This is a genomic window from Streptomyces sp. NRRL B-1140 (genome assembly GCF_001280065.1).
Taxonomy (GTDB): Bacteria; Actinomycetota; Actinomycetes; order Streptomycetales; family Streptomycetaceae; genus Streptomyces.
Map to the genome: position 1 here is coordinate 119,081 of NZ_LGEA01000047.1, position 17,547 is coordinate 136,627.

The window sequence follows — 17,547 nt, forward strand, 5'->3', positions numbered from 1 at the left end:
TACGGCGCGAGCGAGACGAGGCCTCATGGCTGACTTGCGGTACGACTTCGTCATCGTCGGTGGTGGATCGGCCGGCTGTGCACTGGCCAACCGGCTGTCCGCGGATCCCGGTAACCGGGTGCTGGTCCTGGAAGCGGGCAGACCCGACTATCCGTGGGACGTCTTCATCCACATGCCGGCGGCACTGACCTACCCGATCGGCAGCCGCTTCTACGACTGGAAGTACGAGTCCGAACCCGAGCCCCACATGGGCGGCCGGCGCGTCTACCACGCGCGCGGCAAGGTCCTGGGCGGCTCCAGCAGCATCAACGGCATGATCTTCCAGCGCGGCAACCCCATGGACTACGAGCGCTGGGCGGCCGACCCCGGAATGGACAGCTGGGACTACGCCCACTGCCTGCCGTACTTCCGGCGGATGGAGAACTGCCTGGCCGCCGACCCGGACGACGAGTTCCGCGGCCACGACGGCCCCCTCGTCCTCGAACGCGGTCCGGGGACCAACCCGCTCTTCGAGGCCTTCCTCAAGGCCACCGAGGAGGCGGGACACGCTCCCACCAACGACGTGAACGGCTATCGGCAGGAAGGTTTCGCAAGGTTCGACCGCAATGTCCACCGCGGGCGCCGGCTGTCGGCCGCGAAGGCCTACCTCAAGCCCGTGCGGAACCGGCCCAACCTCACCGTCACCACGCGTGCCCTCGTCACCCGCGTCCTGTTCCAGGGCAAGCGGGCCGTCGGCGTCGAGTACCGGCGCGGCCGCGGCAGACCGCAGCAGGTACGGGCCGGCGAGGTCATCCTCTGCGGAGGCGCGATCAACTCACCGCAACTCCTGCAGCTCTCCGGCGTCGGCAACGCCAAGGAACTCGCGGCGCTCGGCGTGGACGTCGTACACGATCTGCCGGGCGTCGGCGAGAACCTCCAGGACCATCTGGAGGTGTACATCCAGTACGCCTGCAAGCAGCCCGTCTCCATGCAGCCGTACCTCGCCAAGTGGCGTGCCCCCTTCATCGGCCTGCAGTGGCTCCTGCGCACGGGACCGGCCGCGACCAACCACTTCGAGGCGGGCGGCTTCGTCCGCGGCAACGACGACGTGGCCTACCCCAACCTGATGTTCCACTTCCTGCCCGTGGCGGTCCGCTACGACGGCTCCGTCCCGGCCGGCGGACACGGCTACCAGGTGCACGTCGGACCCATGTACTCCGACGCCGTCGGCTCGGTGAAGATCAAGAGCAAGGATCCCGCCGAGCACCCCGCGCTGCGCTTCAACTACCTCTCCACCGAGCAGGACCGCCGCGAGTGGGTCGAGGCCGTCAGGGTCGCGCGCAGGCTGCTCAACCAGCCCGCCATGGCCCCCTACAACGCCGGGGAGATCTCGCCCGGCCCGTCCGTGGAGACCGACGAGGAGATCCTCGCCTGGGTCGCCAAGGACGGTGAGACCGCATTGCATCCGTCCTGCACCTGCAAGATGGGCACCGACGAGATGGCTGTCGTGGATCCGGCCGACCTGCGCGTGCACGGCATGGAGGGGCTGCGGGTCGTCGACGCGTCCGTGATGCCCTACATCACCAACGGCAACATCTACGCGCCGGTGATGATGGTCGCGGAGAAGGCCGCCGACCTCATCCTCGGCAAGGAGCCGCTGCCGCCCTCCGGCGCCGCGTACTACCGGCACCGTGAAGCACCCGCGTAACCCGCTGTTCTCAGGCAGCCGACCGGCCCGGAAACACAGCGTTCCGGGCCCTTCGGCGGTCGGGTTCCCGGGATTGTCTCCTTGGCGAAACCGTCATCGGCCGACCCCTTGACGTGCGTTCCCGCCTTCTCCAGAGTGTTCCACCACAAGCAATGCGGTGCGTGATGCGCAACGCGATTCGCTCGAAGGGCCCCGACGTGGCAGACCTGTACGTGGACGGTGAATGGCGGGACCCCGTGGCCGGAGGCCACCGGGACATCCGCTGCCCCGCCGACGGCACACTCTCCGTGACCGTGTCCGAGGGCACCCGCCCCGACACCGAGGCGGCCGTCGCCGCGGCCCGCCGGGCCTTCGACGAGGGGCCCTGGCCGCGCACCCCCGAGCGCGAGCGCGGCGCGCTCCTGCTGCGCACCGCCGGCATCATCGAACGCGACGCCGAAGCGTTCGCCCGCGCTGAATCGCTGGACACCGGCAAACGGCTCGTGGAGAGCGAGTACGACATCGCCGATGTCGTCTCCTGCTTCCGCTACTACGGAGGGCTCGGCGGCACCGACGCCGGCCGGGTGATCGACACCGGCCGCGACGACGCCGTCAGCCGTGTCGTGTACGAGCCGATCGGCGTGTGCGCCCTGATCACCCCCTGGAACTACCCGCTGCTGCAAGCGAGTTGGAAGGTCGCCCCGGCGCTCCTCGCAGGCAACGCCATCGTCCTCAAGCCCAGCGAACTGACCCCCTCCACCTCGATCCTGCTGATGAAGGCCCTGGCGGAGGCCGGACTTCCGGACGGCGCCGCCAACCTCGTCCTGGGAACCGGGCCCGAGGCGGGTGCACCGCTCGCCGAGGACGCCGCCGTCGACATGGTCTCCTTCACCGGCGGTCTGGACACCGGCAGACGCATCATGGCCACCGCCGCCGCGACCGTGAAGAAGGTCGCGCTGGAGCTCGGCGGCAAGAACCCCAACGTCGTCTTCGCCGACGCCGACTTCGAGACGGCCGTGGACTTCGCGCTCACGGCCGTCTTTTTGCACTCGGGCCAGGTCTGCTCGGCAGGCGCCCGGCTGATCGTCGAGGACGCGCTGCACGACCGGTTCGTCGACGAGGTGGTCCGCCGCGCCCGGCGGATCCGCCTCGGCGGCCCCTTCGACCCGAACGCCGACACCGGACCGCTGATCTCCGCCCAGCACCTGGCGAAGGTCGAGGCCTACGTCGCGGCCGGCCTCGCGGAGGGGGCCGTCCTGCGCTGCGGCGGCGAACGCCCGGACGACCCGGCCCTGGCCGACGGCCACTACTACCCGCCGACCGTGCTCGACGCGTGCGCTCAGGACATGCGCGTGGTCCACGAGGAGTCCTTCGGGCCCGTCCTCACCGTCGAGCGCTTCACCGACGAGGACGACGCGGTCCGCATCGCCAACGACACCGCGTACGGACTGGCCGGCGCCGTCTGGACGCAGGACGCCGGCAAGGCCCAGCGGGTCGCCCGCCGGCTGCGCCACGGCACGGTGTGGATCAACGACTACCACCCCTATGTGCCGCAGGCGGAATGGGGTGGGTTCGGGCACTCCGGCGTAGGCCGGGAGCTGGGACCGACGGGCCTGGACGAGTACCGGGAGCCCAAACACATCTGGCAGAACATCCAACCCCGGCCGCAGCACTGGTTCCGCGGCTGAACGCCGAAAAGAGGTCGGACATGACCCCAGCAACGACCGAGGCGCCGCGGCGGCGCGACACCCCCCAGGACTCCGCGCCCACTCCCGTCATCTCCGTGCGCGAGCTGTGGAAGGTGTTCGGACCGAAGTCGGCCCAGGTGCCCGGCTCCGAGGAACTGCGCGGACTCACCCGCCGCGAACTGATGGACCGCACCGGATGCACGGCCGCCGTGCGCGACGTTCACTTCGACGTCGCGCCCGGAGAGGTGTTCGTCGTGATGGGCCTGTCCGGCTCCGGCAAGTCCACCCTGGTGCGCTGTCTGACCCGGCTCATCGAACCCACCGCAGGAGAGATCCTCTTCGAGGGCGAGGACATCCGCGACGCGGACGCGAGCCGCCTGCGCGAGCTGCGCCGCAGCAAGTTCTCCATGGTCTTCCAGCACTTCGGGCTGCTGCCCCACCGCCGGGTCGTCGACAACGTGGCCTTCGGCCTGGAGATCCGCGGCATGAGCAGATCCGAACGCACCAAGCGCGCGCTGGAGGTCGTCGAACTCGTCGGTCTCGCGGGCTACGAGAGCTCCTACCCCGACCAGCTCTCCGGCGGCATGCAACAGCGCGTGGGGCTCGCCCGCGCCCTGGCCGGCGACCCCGATGTCCTCCTCTTCGACGAACCGTTCTCGGCACTCGACCCGCTGATCCGCCGGGACATGCAGAACGAGGTCGTCCGCCTGCACCACGAGGTCGGCAAGACGATGGTGTTCATCACCCACGACCTGTCCGAGGCACTGCGCCTGGGCGACCGCATCCTCATCATGCGCGACGGCAGGATGGTCCAGTGCGGCACCGGCGACGAACTGGTCGGCGCCCCCGCGGACGACTACGTGCGCGACTTCGTCAGGGACGTGCCCCGCGGCGATGTGCTGACCCTGCGGTGGATCATGCGCCCCGCGGAGCCGGACGACCCCCTGGACGGCCCCGAACTCGGCCCGGACGTCGTGGTGAAGGAGGCCACGCGAGCGGTGCTCGCGGCCGACAAACCGGTCAAGGTCGTCGAGAACGGCAAGCTGCTCGGCATCGTCGGCGACGACGAGATCCTCGCGGTGGTCGCCGGGCGGGAAGGCGACGCGTGATGACCGTCGCCGTGGAGAAGACCGAGAGGCCGCGGAGGACCGGGACCGAGGAGCCGCCCGCTCCCGCCCGGCGCGCGCGCACGGTCAGCCGCTCGACGATCGTGGCCGCGATCCTGGTCGTCTGGCTGGTCCTCTTCGCCGTGCTGCGCGGCAGGCAGACCCTGTCCCTCGCCGCCGCCGATCTGACCGACCTGCACCGGTGGTTCAACGACGTCAACGACTCCATCGGCGCGAACCGCAACTCCAACCCGCTCTTCCTCTACTTCTTCAACGAGATCCGTCTGGTCATCGACACCCTGGTGACCTTCGTCCAGGAGCTGATCTCGCAGCCGACCGCGGGCCGCCCGGTTCCGCAGATCGGCTGGCTCGGCGTCGTGGGAATCGTCGGCTACGTCTCCTGGGCCGTGGGCAACTGGCGAGTCGCGCTGCTGGCCGTCGCCGGCTTCACCTTCCTCGGCCTCCAGGGCCTCTGGCAGGAAAGCATGGACACACTGGCGCTGACCCTCTCCGCGGTGTTCGTGGCGCTGCTGTTCGCCCTTCCCCTGGGGGTGTGGGCCGGGCTGTCCGACCGGTTCAACCGGATCGTGACGCCGTTCCTGGACTTCATGCAGACCATGCCCACCTTCGTCTACCTGGCGCCCCTGACCCTGTTCTTCCTGATCGGCCCGGCCTCCGCCACCATCGCGACCGCCATCTACGCGGCACCACCCGCGATCCGCATCACCGCCCACGCCATCCGCTCGGTGCCCGAGACCACCGTCGAGGCGGCGGACTCGATGGGCGCGACGCGGCGCCAGGCGCTGCTGAAGGTCCTGCTGCCGATGTCCAAACGGACCGTGGTGATGGGCGTCAACCAGACCATCATGGCCGCCCTGGCCATGGTGACCATCGCGGCCCTGATCAACGCGCCCGGCCTCGGAGCGACCGTCGTCCAGGCCCTGCAGTCACTGGACGTCGGCACGGCGTTCAACGCCGGACTCGCCATCGTGGTCATGGCCATCGTGCTGGACCGGGTCACCACCGCCGCGAGCGGACGGGCCGACTCGGCCCGGGGCTCGGACAGTGTCTTCCTCACGTGGCGACGGCACCTGCTGGTGGCCGGGGGAGTGGGCGCCCTGGTCCTGGTGTACCTCTCGCACACATACCTGTGGGCGGCCGAGTTCCCCGGCGAGGGCAGCACCGGCAGCACCATCGCCAGGGCGGCGACCGATGTGACCACCTGGGCACAGGACAACCTGTCGGGCCTGACGAACGCCTTCCGCGACCTCCTCACCAACGGCCTCCTCAACCCCTTCCAGACCCTGCTGACCGACTCCCCGTGGTGGCTCGTGGGCGCCGCCCTCGTCGCGCTGGGCACGGTACTGGGCGGATGGCGTGCCGGGGCCACCACCGCCGTGTGCGTGGGCCTGCTCGTCGGCACCGGTGTGTGGTCGGACGCCATGACGACCCTGGCCTCCACCGCGGTGGCCACCGTGCTCGTGATGCTGCTCGGCGTCGTCCTCGGGGTGTGGATGGGCCGCAGCGCGCTCGTCGACCGGCTGCTCAGGCCGTCCCTGGACGCGGCCCAGGTCATGCCGCCGTTCGTCTATCTCGTGCCGTTCCTCGCGCTGTTCGGCGCGACACGGTTCACGGCCATCGTCGCCGCGATCGTCTACGCGGCACCCGTCGCCATCAAGATCATCGCCGACGGGGTGCGGGCCGTGCCCGGGACCACCGTCGAGGCGGCGATGTCCACCGGATGCAACACCTGGCAGATCATCACCAAGGTCCAGCTGCCGATGTCACGCGGAGCCCTGACCCTCGCGACCAACCAGGGCCTGATCTACGTGCTGTCGATGGTCGTGGTGGGCGGACTGGTGGGAGCGGGCGCCCTCGGGTACGACGTCGTGGCCGGGTTCTCGCAGGGCCAGCTGTACGGCAAGGGACTGGCGGCCGGACTCGCCATCGTCCTGCTCGGAGTCATGTTCGACCGGATCACTCAGGCAGCGGCTCGCCGCGCCGGGGCTTAAGGAGCACCTCACCATGGCACGACACTGGAGAGCCGGCGCCGCCGGCCTGGCCGTCCTCGGCCTCACCCTCACGGCCTGCGGGGGCGCGAAGGTCGGCGACGACAGCGCCGCCGGCTCGGGCAGCTCGGGCAAGTGCGGCACCTTCAACCTCGCGATCAACCCGTGGGTGGGCTACGAGGCGAACGCGGCGGTCCTCGCCTACGTCGCCGAACACGACCTCGGCTGCAAGGTCGAGCAGAAGGACCTCAAGGAGGAGATCGCCTGGCAGGGCTTCGGCACGGGTGAGGTCGACGCCGTCGTGGAGAACTGGGGCCACGACGACCTGAAGAAGAAGTACATCACCGAACAGAAGACGGCCGTCGAGGCCGGCCCGACCGGCAACAAGGGCCTCATCGGCTGGTACGTGCCGCCGTGGCTGGCGAAGGCGCACCCCGACATCACCCACTGGAAGAACCTCAACAAGTACGCCTCGAAGTTCAAGACCTCGGAGTCCGGCGGCAAGGGCCAGCTCCTCGACGGCGACCCCTCGTACGTCACCAACGACGAGGCGCTGGTGAAGAACCTCAAGCTGGACTTCAAGGTGGTGTACGCGGGCAGCGAGACCGCGCTCATCCAGGCGTACCGCAACGCCGAGAAGAACAAGCAATGGGTGATCGGCTACTTCTACGAGCCCCAGTGGTTCCTGTCCGAGGTGCCGCTGAAGAAGGTCGGCCTGCCCGAGTACAAGGAGGGCTGCGACGCCGACGCGGAGAAGGTCGCCTGCGACTACCCCGTATATGAACTCGACAAGATCGTCAGCGCGAAGTTCGCCAAGTCGGGCAGCCCCGCCTACGACCTGGTGAAGAAATTCAGCTGGACGAACGACGACCAGAACACCGTGGCCAAGTACATCGCGGTGGACAAGATGGCGCCCGAGGCCGCGGCGAAGAAGTGGGTCGAGGCCAACCGCGACAAGGTCGACGCCTGGATCGAGTAGGCGCGCGAACGCCCGTGTGAGTCCGGTCGGAAAGGCCCGGCAGGCTGTGTCGTCAGCCTGCCGGGCCTCGTCGTTTTGCGCCGGTGTCTCCCCGTCCCGCCCGGGTGTTTTTCCGGCGTCGCGGACCCCTTGACACGCCGATGCACGGCGGGCACATTGAGTTGCGCAACCTGAACCTTGTTGCGTAGACAGCAACTGGATCACTTCAACGTCGGAGGTGCGGCGATGGCGGGACCCCGGGTGGTCATCATCGGAGCGGGCGTCGTGGGTGCAGCGCTCGCCGACGAGATCTCCGCGCGCGGCTGGACCGAAGTGACCGTGGTCGACCAGGGCCCCCTGCCCGCCACCGGAGGCTCGTCGTCGCACGCCCCGGGCCTGGTCTTCCAGACCAACCCCTCCAAGACCATGACCGAGATGGCCCGTTACACCGTCGAGAAGTTCTGCTCCCTCGACGTCGACGGGCAGCCCTGCTTCCTCCAGGTAGGCGGCCTGGAGGTGGCCACCAGCCCGGAGCGCGTCACCGAACTCCAGCGGCGCCACGGCTGGCTCGCCTCCTGGGGCATCGCATCCCGGCTGCTGACCACCGAGGAGTGCGTCGCACAGCACCCGCTCGTCAACCCGGACAAGGTCCTCGCCGGCCTCCACGTACCGACGGACGGCCTCGCCAAGGCGGTCCTCGCCGTCGAGGCGCAGATCCGCCGGGCCACCGAGCGCGGCGTCCGCTTCCTCGCCCGCCACGAAGTCCTCGACATCTCGCAGACCGAGAGCGAGGTGACCGGCGTCCTGACCGACCAGGGCGAGATCCCCGCCGACATCGTCGTGTGCTGCGCCGGCATCTGGGGCCCGAAGATCGCCCGCATGGCCGGCATGAACCTCCCGCTCACCCCGCTCGCCCACCAGCTCGCCTGGACGGGCCCGGTCCCGGCCCTGGCCGGACAGACGCAGGAGGCGGTCCGCCCGATCCTGCGCCACCAGGACGCCGACCTGTACTACCGCGACCGCTTCGACGGCCTGGGCATCGGCTACTACGGCCACCGCCCGATGCCGGTCTCCGCCGACGACATCCTCTCCGTGGACGAGTCCGACCAGATGCCCTCCGTCCTGAAGTTCACCGAGGAGGACTTCGAGGAGGCCTGGACCGAGACGCAGTCACTGCTTCCGGCGACGAAGGACGCCAAGGTCGAGGAGGGCATCAACGGCCTGTTCTCCTTCACCACCGACGGCCTGCCCCTGCTCGGCGAATCCCCGGACCTCAAGGGCTTCTGGGTCGCCGAGGCCGTCTGGGTCACGCACTCCGCAGGCGTCGGACGGGCCATGGCCGAATGGCTGGTCGACGGCTACTGCTCCTCCTTCGACCTGCACGAGTGCGACGTCAACCGCTTCGAACCGCACCAGCTCTCACCGGAGTACGTGCTCGCCCGCGACTGCCGGAACTTCGCCGAGGTCTACGACATCCTCCACCCCCTCCAGCCGTCGGGGGACCCGCGCCCGATCCGCACCAGCCCGTTCCACACCCGGCAGCAGGAGCTGGGCGCCTTCTTCCTGGAGGCGAACGGCTGGGAGCGCCCGCAGTGGTACGAGGCCAACGCGAGCTTGGTCGAGGGCCGTTCCATCGTCACCCCCAACGACTGGGCCGCACGGTACTGGTCACCCATCGTCGCCGCCGAGGCCCAGACCACCCGCGAGACCGTCGCCCTGTACGACATGACGGCCCTCAAGCGGCTCGAGGTCGGCGGGCGCGGCGCCGGCGAGTTCCTGGAGCGGCTGTGCACCGGCAAGGTCGCCAAGTCCGTCGGCTCGGTGACGTACACGCTGCTCCTCGACCACGACGGCGGCATCCGCAGCGACGTCACCGTCGCCCGGCTCGCCCCCGACCTCTTCCAGGTCGGCGCCAACGGCAACCTGGACCTCGACTGGTTCACCCGCCACCTCCCCGTCGGCGGCACGGTCCAGGTCCGCGACATCACCCCCGGCACCTGCTGCATCGGCCTGTGGGGGCCGCGCGCCCGCGACGTCCTCCAGCCCCTGACCGACGCCGACTTCTCCGCGACCGGCCTGAAGTACTTCCGCGCCAAGCGCGCCCACATCGGGTCCGTGCCGGTCACCGCGATGCGCCTGTCGTACGTCGGCGAGCTCGGCTGGGAGCTCTACACCACCGCCGACCTGGGCCAGAAGCTGTGGGACACGCTGTGGCGGGCGGCCGAGCCGCTGGGCGGCATCGCGGCCGGGCGGGGCGCCTTCAACAGTCTCCGCCTCGAGAAGGGCTACCGCTCCTTCGGCACGGACATGACGTACGAACACGACCCCTACGAGGCCGGTGTCGGCTTCGCCGTGAAGCTCGACAAGGACGACTTCGTCGGGAAGGCAGCGCTGGAGCGGCGCAAGGCCGATGTCCGGCGGAAGCTGACCTGTCTCACGATCGACGATCCGAAGGCCGTCGTCATGGGCAAGGAGCCGGTCTACGAGGGCGACTGCGCGGTGGGGTACGTCACCAGTGCCGCGTACGGCTACACGATCGGCAAGGGCATCGCCTATGCCTGGCTGCCGGTGGAGTCGGCGGCTCCGGGGACCGTTCTGCACATCGGGTACTTCGACCAGTCCGTCGAGGCCGTCGTGGCCGAGGAGCCGCTGTTCGATCCGACGATGTCCCGTCTTCGTGGGTGAGTCTTCGTCTGCGGGTGCGTTGTGGCTTGTCCCGCCCCGCGGCAGAGCCGCTGATTGACACAGCCCCGCGCCCCTTGAGGGCGTTCAGGCTCAGCCTCCTTGGAAGGAGCTCCCCAGGTGACCGCACAACTCCTCGACGGCAAGTCCACTGCTGCCACCATCCGTCGTGAACTCGCAGAGCACGTGGCCAAGTTGACCGCCGTCACCGGCCGGGCGCCCGGCCTCGGCACCGTTCTGGTCGGTGACGACCCAGGCAGCCACGCCTACGTCGGTGGCAAGCACCGGGACTGCGCTCAGATCGGCATCGCCTCCATCCGTCGGGAGCTGCCCGCCGACGCCTCTCAGCAGCAGGTCGAGGAGACGATCGACGAGCTCAACGCCGACCACGCCTGCACCGGCTACATCGTCCAGCTCCCGCTGCCCCGCCACCTGGACGCGGGCGCCGTACTGGAGCGCATGGACCCGGCCAAGGACGCCGACGGACTGCATTCCGTGAACCTCGGCCGGCTCGTCCTCGGTGTCGAAGCACCACTGCCGTGCACCCCGCGCGGCATCGTCGAACTGCTCCGCCGGCACGACGTACCGCTCGCCGGAGCTCGGGTATGTGTGATCGGGCGGGGCATCACGGTCGGACGGCCGATTGGGCTCCTGCTCACCCGCCGCTCCGAGAACGCCACCGTCACCCTCTGCCACACCGGAACCAAAGGCCTGGCCTGGCACGTACGCGAGGCGGACATCGTCGTCGCGGCCGCCGGCTCGCCCGGACTGATCACCAAGGACATGCTGCGCCCCGGCGCGGCCGTCCTGGACGTCGGCATCACCCGCACCGACCAGGGCCTGGTCGGAGACATCCACCCGGACGCCGCCGAGGTCGCCGGATGGCTGGCGCCGATGCCCGGGGGCGTGGGCCCCATGACCCGCGCCATGTTGCTCGCCAATGTCGTCGAGGCCGCCGAGAGGAACGCGAACGCCGTATGAACGCGCTGAACATCCCCCTGGCGGAGCTGGACCCCGAGGTCCATGCCGCGCTCCGCGCCGAGTTGCACCGCCAGCAGTCCACCCTGGAGATGATCGCCTCCGAGAACTTCGCGCCCTCCGCCGTGATGGAGGCCCAGGGTTCGGTCGCGACCAACAAGTACGCCGAGGGATACCCTGGCCGCCGCTACTACGGCGGCTGCGAACACGTCGACGTGACCGAGCGGCTGGCCATCGAGCGCGTCAAGTCCCTCTTCGGCGCGGGCTTCGCCAACGTCCAGCCGCACTCGGGCGCCCAGGCGAACACCGCCGTCTTCTTCGCTCTGCTCCGGCCCGGCGACACCGTCCTCGGCCTCGACCTCGCGCACGGCGGGCACCTCACGCACGGCATGCGCATCAACTACAGCGGCAAGATGCTCAACGTCGTGCCGTACCACGTCTCAGAGGCGGACAACCTCGTCGACATGGACGAGGTCGAGCGGCTCGCCAAGGAACACCGCCCCAAAATGATCATCGCGGGCTGGTCGGCGTACCCCAGGCAGCTGGACTTCGCGGCCTTCCGCAGAATCGCCGACGAGGTGGGCGCCCTGCTGATGGTCGACATGGCGCACTTCGCCGGACTGGTGGCGGCGGGACTGCACCCGAGCCCCGTACCGCACGCCCACGTCACGACCACGACGACGCACAAAACGCTCGGCGGCCCGCGCGGCGGCGTCATCCTCACCAACGAGGCCGACCTCGCCAAGAAAATCAACTCGGCTGTCTTCCCCGGCATGCAGGGCGGCCCCCTGGAGCATGTCATCGCCGCGAAGGCGGTGTCGTTCAAGGTCGCCGCGACACCGGAGTTCGCCGAACGCCAGGCCCGGACGCTCGCCGGCTCGCGCATCCTCGCCGAGCGTCTCACCCAGGCGGACACGGCGGCGGCCGGGGTGAAGGTGCTCACCGGCGGCACGGACGTCCACCTCGTCCTGGTCGACCTGCGGGACTCCGAGCTGGACGGCCGCCAGGCCGAGGACCTGCTCCACGAGATCGGCATCACCGTCAACCGCAACGCCGTGCCCTTCGACCCGCGCCCGCCCATGGTCACCTCGGGCCTGCGCATCGGCACCCCGGCCCTGGCCACCCGCGGCTTCACCGGGGAGGACTTCGCCGAGGTCGCGGACCTCATCGCCCTCGCCCTCCAGCCGGACCCGGACGTACCGGCCCTGCGTGCCCGCACCGAAGCCCTGGCCGCCAAGCACCCGCTCTACCCGCACCTGTCCGACAACGGAGACGCCCGATGAGCCCCCGCACCCCCGGCGCCGAGCTCCCGGAACACCCCGACTGGCTGTGGCGCAACCCCGAGCCGAAGCGCTCGTACGACGTCGTCATCGTGGGGGGCGGCGGACACGGCCTGGCCACCGCCCACTACCTGGCGAAGAACCACGGCATCACCAACGTCGCGGTGCTGGAGAAGGGCTGGCTGGCGGGCGGCAACATGGCCCGCAACACCACGATCATCCGCTCCAACTACCTCTGGGACGAGAGCGCCGGCATCTACGAGCACGCCCTCAAGTTGTGGGAAGGCCTGGCGGACGAGCTCGACTACCCGATCCTCTTCTCCCAGCGCGGCGTACTGAACCTCGCCCACAGCCTCCAGGACGTCCGCGACAGCGTGCGCCGCGTCGAGGCCAACCGGCTCAACGGCGTGGACGCCGAGTGGCTCGACGCGGACGGCGTCAAGGACGTCTGCCCGATCGTCAACATCTCCCCGGACGTGCGCTATCCGGTCCTCGGCGCCACCTACCAGCCCCGTGCGGGCATCGCCAAGCACGACCACGTCGCCTGGGGCCTGGCCCGCTCCGCCGACGCCGCCGGCATCGACATCATCCAGAACTGCGAGGTCACCGGCCTCGACGTGGCCGGCAACCGGGTGGTCGGAGTGCAGACCACCCGGGGCGCGATCGCCGCGGGCAAGGTGGCGCTCTGCTCGGCGGGCCACACCTCGGTCCTGGCGGCCATGGCGGGCATCGAACTCCCCGTCCAGAGCCACCCCCTGCAGGCGCTCGTGTCGGAGCTGCTCGAACCGGTCCACCCGACCGTCGTCATGTCCAACGCAGTCCACGTCTACGTCAGCCAGGCGCACAAGGGCGAGCTGGTGATGGGGGCGGGCATCGACGCCTACAACTCCTACACCCAGCGCGGCGCCTTCCACATCATCGAGGAGCAGATGGCGGCGGCCCTGGAGCTCTTCCCGGTCTTCGCCCGCGCCCACGTCCTGCGCACCTGGGGCGGCATCGTCGACGTCAGCCCCGACGCCTCACCGATCATCGGCCTCAGCCCGGTGGACAACCTCTACCTCAACTGCGGCTGGGGAACAGGCGGTTTCAAAGCCACCCCCGGTGTCGGCTGGGTCTACGCCCACACCATCGCCCACGACACACCGCATCCGCTGAACGCCCCCTTCTCGCTCGACCGTTTCACCACCGGCGCGCTCGTCGACGAGCACGGCGCGGCCGCGGTGGCCCACTAGGACCACTGGAAGTGTTGGGAGCCGATCCATGCTGCTGATCCCCTGCCCGTGGTGCGGACCTCGCGACGAGGCCGAGTTCCACTACGGCGGCCAGGCCCATGTGCCGTACCCGGAGGTCCCGGCATCCCTCACCGACGAGGAGTGGGCCCGCTACCTCTTCTTCCGCGACAACCCCAGGGGCCCCTTCGCCGAGCGCTGGAGCCACGCCGCGGGCTGCCGCCGCTGGTTCAACGCCGTGCGGGACACGTCGACGAACGAGATCCTCACCGTGTACCGGGCGGGGGAGGAGCGCCCGGACACGGTTGAGGCGCGTTCGGTCACCTCCCAGCCGACGCCGGCACCACCAGCCCGTCCGGCGTTTGAGGACGAGGCCGTTCAGGCCGATACGGGGGTCTGGGGGCAAAGCCCCCAGCGGGGTCCGGGGGCCGAGCCCCTGGTTTCGGGAAGGGGCGGGGTGGGGGAGAACAACCAGCCCTTCCGCCACCCCAGCCGAGGCCGCATCCACCGCGACAAGCCCCTCACCTTCACCTTCGACGGCACCGAATACCAGGGCTGCGAAGGCGACACCCTCGCCTCCGCACTCCTCGCCAACGGCGTCATCCAGACCGGCACCGGCATCAAGCTGGGCCGCCCCCGCGGCATCTTCTCGGCCGGCGTCGAAGAACCCAACGCGGTCGTCCAGATCGAGGAACCCTTCCCCGAGCCCATGCTCCCGGCCACCACCGTCGAGCTCTACGACGGCCTCATGGCGACCAGCCTCCCCGGCCAGGGCCGCCTCGCCACCGACCCGGACCCGGCCCGCTACGACGCCGTGCACACCCACTGCGACCTCCTGGTCGTCGGCGCGGGCCCGGCCGGCCTCGCCGCGGCGGCGGCCGCAGCACGCTCGGGTGCCCGTGTCATCCTCGCCGACGACCAGCCGGAGCCCGGTGGCAGCCTCCTCGGCACCGGCGAGCATCTCGACTGGGTGGCCGAGACGACCGCCCTGCTCGACGGCGCCCCCGACGTGCGGGTCCTGCGCCGCACCACGGTCTTCGGCTACTACGACGACAACCACCTGCTCGCCGTCGAGCGCCGTACCAACCACCTCGGCGCCGCGGCTCCCGAGAAGGTCTCCCGGGAGCGGGTCCACCGCATCCGGGCCCACCGCGTCGTCCTGGCCACCGGCGCCCACGAACGCTCGTTGGCCTTCGCGGACAACGACCGGCCCGGCGTGATGCTGTCAGCCTCGGCCCGCGCCTACGTCAACCGTCACGGCGTCCTGCCCGGCCGTCACGCGGTCGTCTTCACCACCAACGACAGCGCCTACGCGGTGGCGATGGACCTCGCCGCGGCAGGTGTCGCCGTCTTGGCCGTGGTCGACACCCGCCCCGAGCCGGGGGAATGGGCCGAGCGCACCCGCCGGGCCGGCATCGAGGTGCTGACGGGCCACGCCGTCACGGCCACCGAAGGCGCTCGCCGTCTCACCGCCGTCACGGTCTCCCCGTACGGGGAGACGACAGGGCGACGGGAGTTCGCCGCCGACCTGCTCCTCGTCTCCGGCGGCTGGAACCCGGTCGCGCACCTGTTCAGCCAGGCGGGCGGCAGGCTCCGCCACGACGAGGAGCTCGGCAGCTTCGTCCCCGACACCTGCCGTCAGGCCGTCGAGGTGGCGGGCGCCGCGAACGGGGTCATGGACCTGGCCCGCGTCCTCCCCCAAGGGGCGGCCGCAGGAGCCCGCGCGATCGAGGCCGAGGGCTACACGGCCGAGACGCCCCGCCTGCCGGAGGTGGCGGCACAGCCGCAGACACCGCCCATGCAGGTCTTCACCGTGCCCGGCAGGGAAGGCGCCCCACGGTTCGTCGACCTCCAGCGGGACGTCACCGTCGACGATCTGGCCCGGGCCACCGGCGCCGGAATGCGCTCGGTCGAACACACCAAGCGCTACACCACGGCCGGCACCGCCAACGACCAGGGCAAGACCTCCGGCGTCCTGGCCAGTGGCGTCGTCGCCGAACTGCTCGGCGTGGACATCTCCGCCCTCGGCACGACCACGTTCCGGCCCCCGTACACCCCGGTCTCCTTCGCCGCCCTCGCCGGCCGCGACCGCGGCGTGCTCAGCGACCCGGTCCGCACGACCGTCCTGCACGAGTGGCACGTCGCGCACGGCGCTCTCTTCGAGAACGTCGGCCAGTGGAAGCGGCCCTGGTACTACCCGCAGGACGGCGAGGACATGGAGACGGCCGTGCTGCGCGAATGCGCCGCGGCCCGCGAAGGCGTCGCCTTCATGGACGCCTCCACCCTCGGCAAGATCGACGTCCAGGGGCCGGACGCCGCCGTCTTCCTCGACCTGCTCTACACCAACATGATGAGCACCCTGAAGACAGGCATGATCCGTTACGGGGTGATGTGCCGCCCGGACGGGATGGTCTTCGACGACGGCACCGTCATCCGCCTCGGCCGGGACCGCTACCTGGTCACCACCACCACGGGCAACGCCGCCGCCGTGCTGGACTGGATGGAGGAGTGGCTCCAGACCGAGTGGCCCGAGCTGCAGGTCCACTGCACTTCGGTGACCGAGCAGTGGGCCACCGTCGCGCTGGTCGGACCGAGGTCCCGCGAGGTGCTCGGCTCCCTAGCGCCGCAACTCGCCGTGGCCAACGATGACTTCCCGTTCATGGCGTGGCGGGACACGACCGTCGCGGGCATCGAGGCACGGGTGTGCCGGATCAGCTTCTCCGGCGAACTCGCCTACGAGATCAACGTGTCGCCGTGGGAGGCCCTCGCCCTGTGGGAGACGCTGTACCAGGCGGGCGCCCCGTACGGCATCACCCCGTACGGCACGGAGACCATGCACGTCCTGCGCGCGGAGAAGGGATACCCGATCGTCGGCCAGGACACCGACGGCACGGTGACACCGCACGATCTCGGCATGAGCTGGGCGGTGTCGAAGAAGAAGCCCGACTTCATCGGCAAGCGCTCCTTCGCCCGTGCCGACACCGCCCGCCCCGACCGCAAGCACCTGGTGGGCCTGCTCCCGGAAGACCCGGGCACATTCCTCCCCGAGGGCACCCACCTGGTCGCCGACAGCGTGCTGCCCGCGCCGCCCGTCCCGATGCTCGGCCACGTCACCTCCAGCTACCGCAGCGCGGCCCTCGGCCGGACCTTCGCCCTCGCGCTGGTCAAGGGCGGACGCGAGCGCATCGGTGAGCGTCTCTACGCCCCCGTCGGTGACCGGCTGGTCCCGGTGACCGTCGCGAGCCCCGTCCTCTACGACCCCGAGGGAGCCCGCCGTGATGGCTGACACCGCCCTTACCGCCCCGCTCCGCAGCCCCCTGGCGCACGCCGCGGACCGGCTGGCCGACGCGACCCGCACCTCCGGGGGCGCCGTTCGTCTCGCGGAGCTCCCCTTCCTGACCCAGATCGACGTCCGCCTCGATCCGAAGGGAGCGGCGGCGGACGCCGTGGCACTGGCGCTGGGCCTGCACCTTCCCGTCGAGCCCGGCACCGTCGTCCGCGCAGGGGAGCTGACGACGCTGTGGCTGGGCCCCGACGAGTATCTCGTGGTCGGACCGCCGGGCGGCCGACGCGGACTGGAGGACCGGATCCGTCAGGCCGCCGGGGACGGGCCCGTGTCCGTCGTCGACGTCTCGGCACAGCGCACCACGCTCCTCGTCGCCGGTCCCCGCGCCCGCGACCTGCTGGCCCACGGCTGCTCGCTCGACCTGCACCCGCGTGTCTTCGGCCCGGGCCGCTGCGCCCAGACGACCCTGGGCCGCACCCAGGTCGTCCTGGTGGCCCGCGACGACCCGAGGGCCGGGTTCTGGGTACTGGTCCGCTCCTCCTTCGCCGGCTACCTGACGGACTGGCTGCTGGACGCCGCCGTGGAGTGGACGGGCTGACACCGGCACCACGAGAGCGGCGGCCCGGGAACCGGTATCCGGAACCGGTTCCCGGGCCGCCGCCCTG

General features: G+C 70.5%; 11 protein-coding genes. All 11 read left to right on the forward strand.

The window, feature by feature from the left end; translation table 11 throughout:
- Positions 1 to 25: 25 nt before the first annotated feature.
- Complete coding sequence (gene betA, locus ADK65_RS07370; RefSeq protein ID WP_053668988.1) at positions 26 to 1,687, forward strand: choline dehydrogenase; 1,662 nt, start codon at positions 26 to 28, stop codon at positions 1,685 to 1,687.
- A gap of 197 nt (positions 1,688 to 1,884) precedes the next feature.
- Positions 1,885 to 3,354 (forward strand): aldehyde dehydrogenase family protein, encoded by a 1,470-nt coding sequence (locus tag ADK65_RS07375; RefSeq protein WP_053669041.1) that lies wholly within the window; start codon positions 1,885 to 1,887, stop codon positions 3,352 to 3,354.
- A gap of 20 nt (positions 3,355 to 3,374) precedes the next feature.
- A complete protein-coding gene (locus tag ADK65_RS07380) occupies positions 3,375 to 4,463 on the forward strand; it encodes a quaternary amine ABC transporter ATP-binding protein (RefSeq protein WP_053668989.1) in 1,089 nt (362 codons plus the stop codon).
- Positions 4,463 to 6,472: an ABC transporter permease gene (locus ADK65_RS07385; RefSeq protein ID WP_053668990.1), complete on the forward strand. Its 2,010-nt coding sequence runs from the start codon at positions 4,463 to 4,465 to the stop codon at positions 6,470 to 6,472. The genes ADK65_RS07380 and ADK65_RS07385 overlap by 1 nt, the downstream gene beginning before the upstream one ends.
- 13 nt (positions 6,473 to 6,485) lie before the next feature.
- The gene (locus ADK65_RS07390) at positions 6,486 to 7,448 is read left to right on the forward strand and encodes an ABC transporter substrate-binding protein (RefSeq protein WP_053668991.1); all 963 of its coding nucleotides are present in this window, start codon (positions 6,486 to 6,488) and stop codon (positions 7,446 to 7,448) included.
- A gap of 225 nt (positions 7,449 to 7,673) precedes the next feature.
- Entirely contained in the window at positions 7,674 to 10,112 is a 2,439-nt protein-coding gene (locus ADK65_RS07395; RefSeq protein WP_053668992.1) for a GcvT family protein, read from the forward strand.
- A gap of 117 nt (positions 10,113 to 10,229) precedes the next feature.
- Positions 10,230 to 11,090, forward strand: coding sequence for a bifunctional methylenetetrahydrofolate dehydrogenase/methenyltetrahydrofolate cyclohydrolase (locus ADK65_RS07400; RefSeq protein ID WP_053668993.1), 861 nt, complete (start codon positions 10,230 to 10,232; stop codon positions 11,088 to 11,090).
- Positions 11,087 to 12,370 carry a serine hydroxymethyltransferase gene (glyA, locus tag ADK65_RS07405; protein WP_053668994.1) on the forward strand — a complete coding sequence of 428 codons (1,284 nt, stop codon included), beginning with the start codon at positions 11,087 to 11,089 and terminating at the stop codon, positions 12,368 to 12,370. Before ADK65_RS07400 ends, glyA begins: the two co-directional genes overlap by 4 nt.
- Complete coding sequence (locus ADK65_RS07410; protein WP_053668995.1) at positions 12,367 to 13,599, forward strand: sarcosine oxidase subunit beta family protein; 1,233 nt, start codon at positions 12,367 to 12,369, stop codon at positions 13,597 to 13,599. Before glyA ends, ADK65_RS07410 begins: the two co-directional genes overlap by 4 nt.
- A gap of 28 nt (positions 13,600 to 13,627) precedes the next feature.
- Positions 13,628 to 16,882, forward strand: coding sequence for a sarcosine oxidase subunit delta family protein (locus ADK65_RS07415; RefSeq protein WP_053668996.1), 3,255 nt, complete (start codon positions 13,628 to 13,630; stop codon positions 16,880 to 16,882).
- Positions 16,875 to 17,480 carry a sarcosine oxidase subunit gamma gene (locus ADK65_RS07420; RefSeq protein WP_053668997.1) on the forward strand — a complete coding sequence of 202 codons (606 nt, stop codon included), beginning with the start codon at positions 16,875 to 16,877 and terminating at the stop codon, positions 17,478 to 17,480. Before ADK65_RS07415 ends, ADK65_RS07420 begins: the two co-directional genes overlap by 8 nt.
- The last annotated feature ends 67 nt before the right edge of the window (positions 17,481 to 17,547 follow it).

Excerpts from the sequence above, each read along its gene's own strand:
- ADK65_RS07415 (WP_053668996.1), top strand. The coding sequence starts at position 13,628 with ATGCTGCTGATCCCCTGCCCGTGGTGCGGACCTCGCGACGAGGCCGAG.
- ADK65_RS07420 (WP_053668997.1), top strand. The coding sequence starts at position 16,875 with ATGGCTGACACCGCCCTTACCGCCCCGCTCCGCAGCCCCCTGGCGCAC.
- ADK65_RS07410 (WP_053668995.1), top strand. The coding sequence starts at position 12,367 with ATGAGCCCCCGCACCCCCGGCGCCGAGCTCCCGGAACACCCCGACTGG.
- ADK65_RS07385 (WP_053668990.1), top strand. The coding sequence starts at position 4,463 with ATGACCGTCGCCGTGGAGAAGACCGAGAGGCCGCGGAGGACCGGGACC.
- ADK65_RS07380 (WP_053668989.1), top strand. The coding sequence starts at position 3,375 with ATGACCCCAGCAACGACCGAGGCGCCGCGGCGGCGCGACACCCCCCAG.
- betA (WP_053668988.1), top strand. The coding sequence starts at position 26 with ATGGCTGACTTGCGGTACGACTTCGTCATCGTCGGTGGTGGATCGGCC.
- glyA (WP_053668994.1), top strand. The coding sequence starts at position 11,087 with ATGAACGCGCTGAACATCCCCCTGGCGGAGCTGGACCCCGAGGTCCAT.
- ADK65_RS07395 (WP_053668992.1), top strand. The coding sequence starts at position 7,674 with ATGGCGGGACCCCGGGTGGTCATCATCGGAGCGGGCGTCGTGGGTGCA.
- ADK65_RS07390 (WP_053668991.1), top strand. The coding sequence starts at position 6,486 with ATGGCACGACACTGGAGAGCCGGCGCCGCCGGCCTGGCCGTCCTCGGC.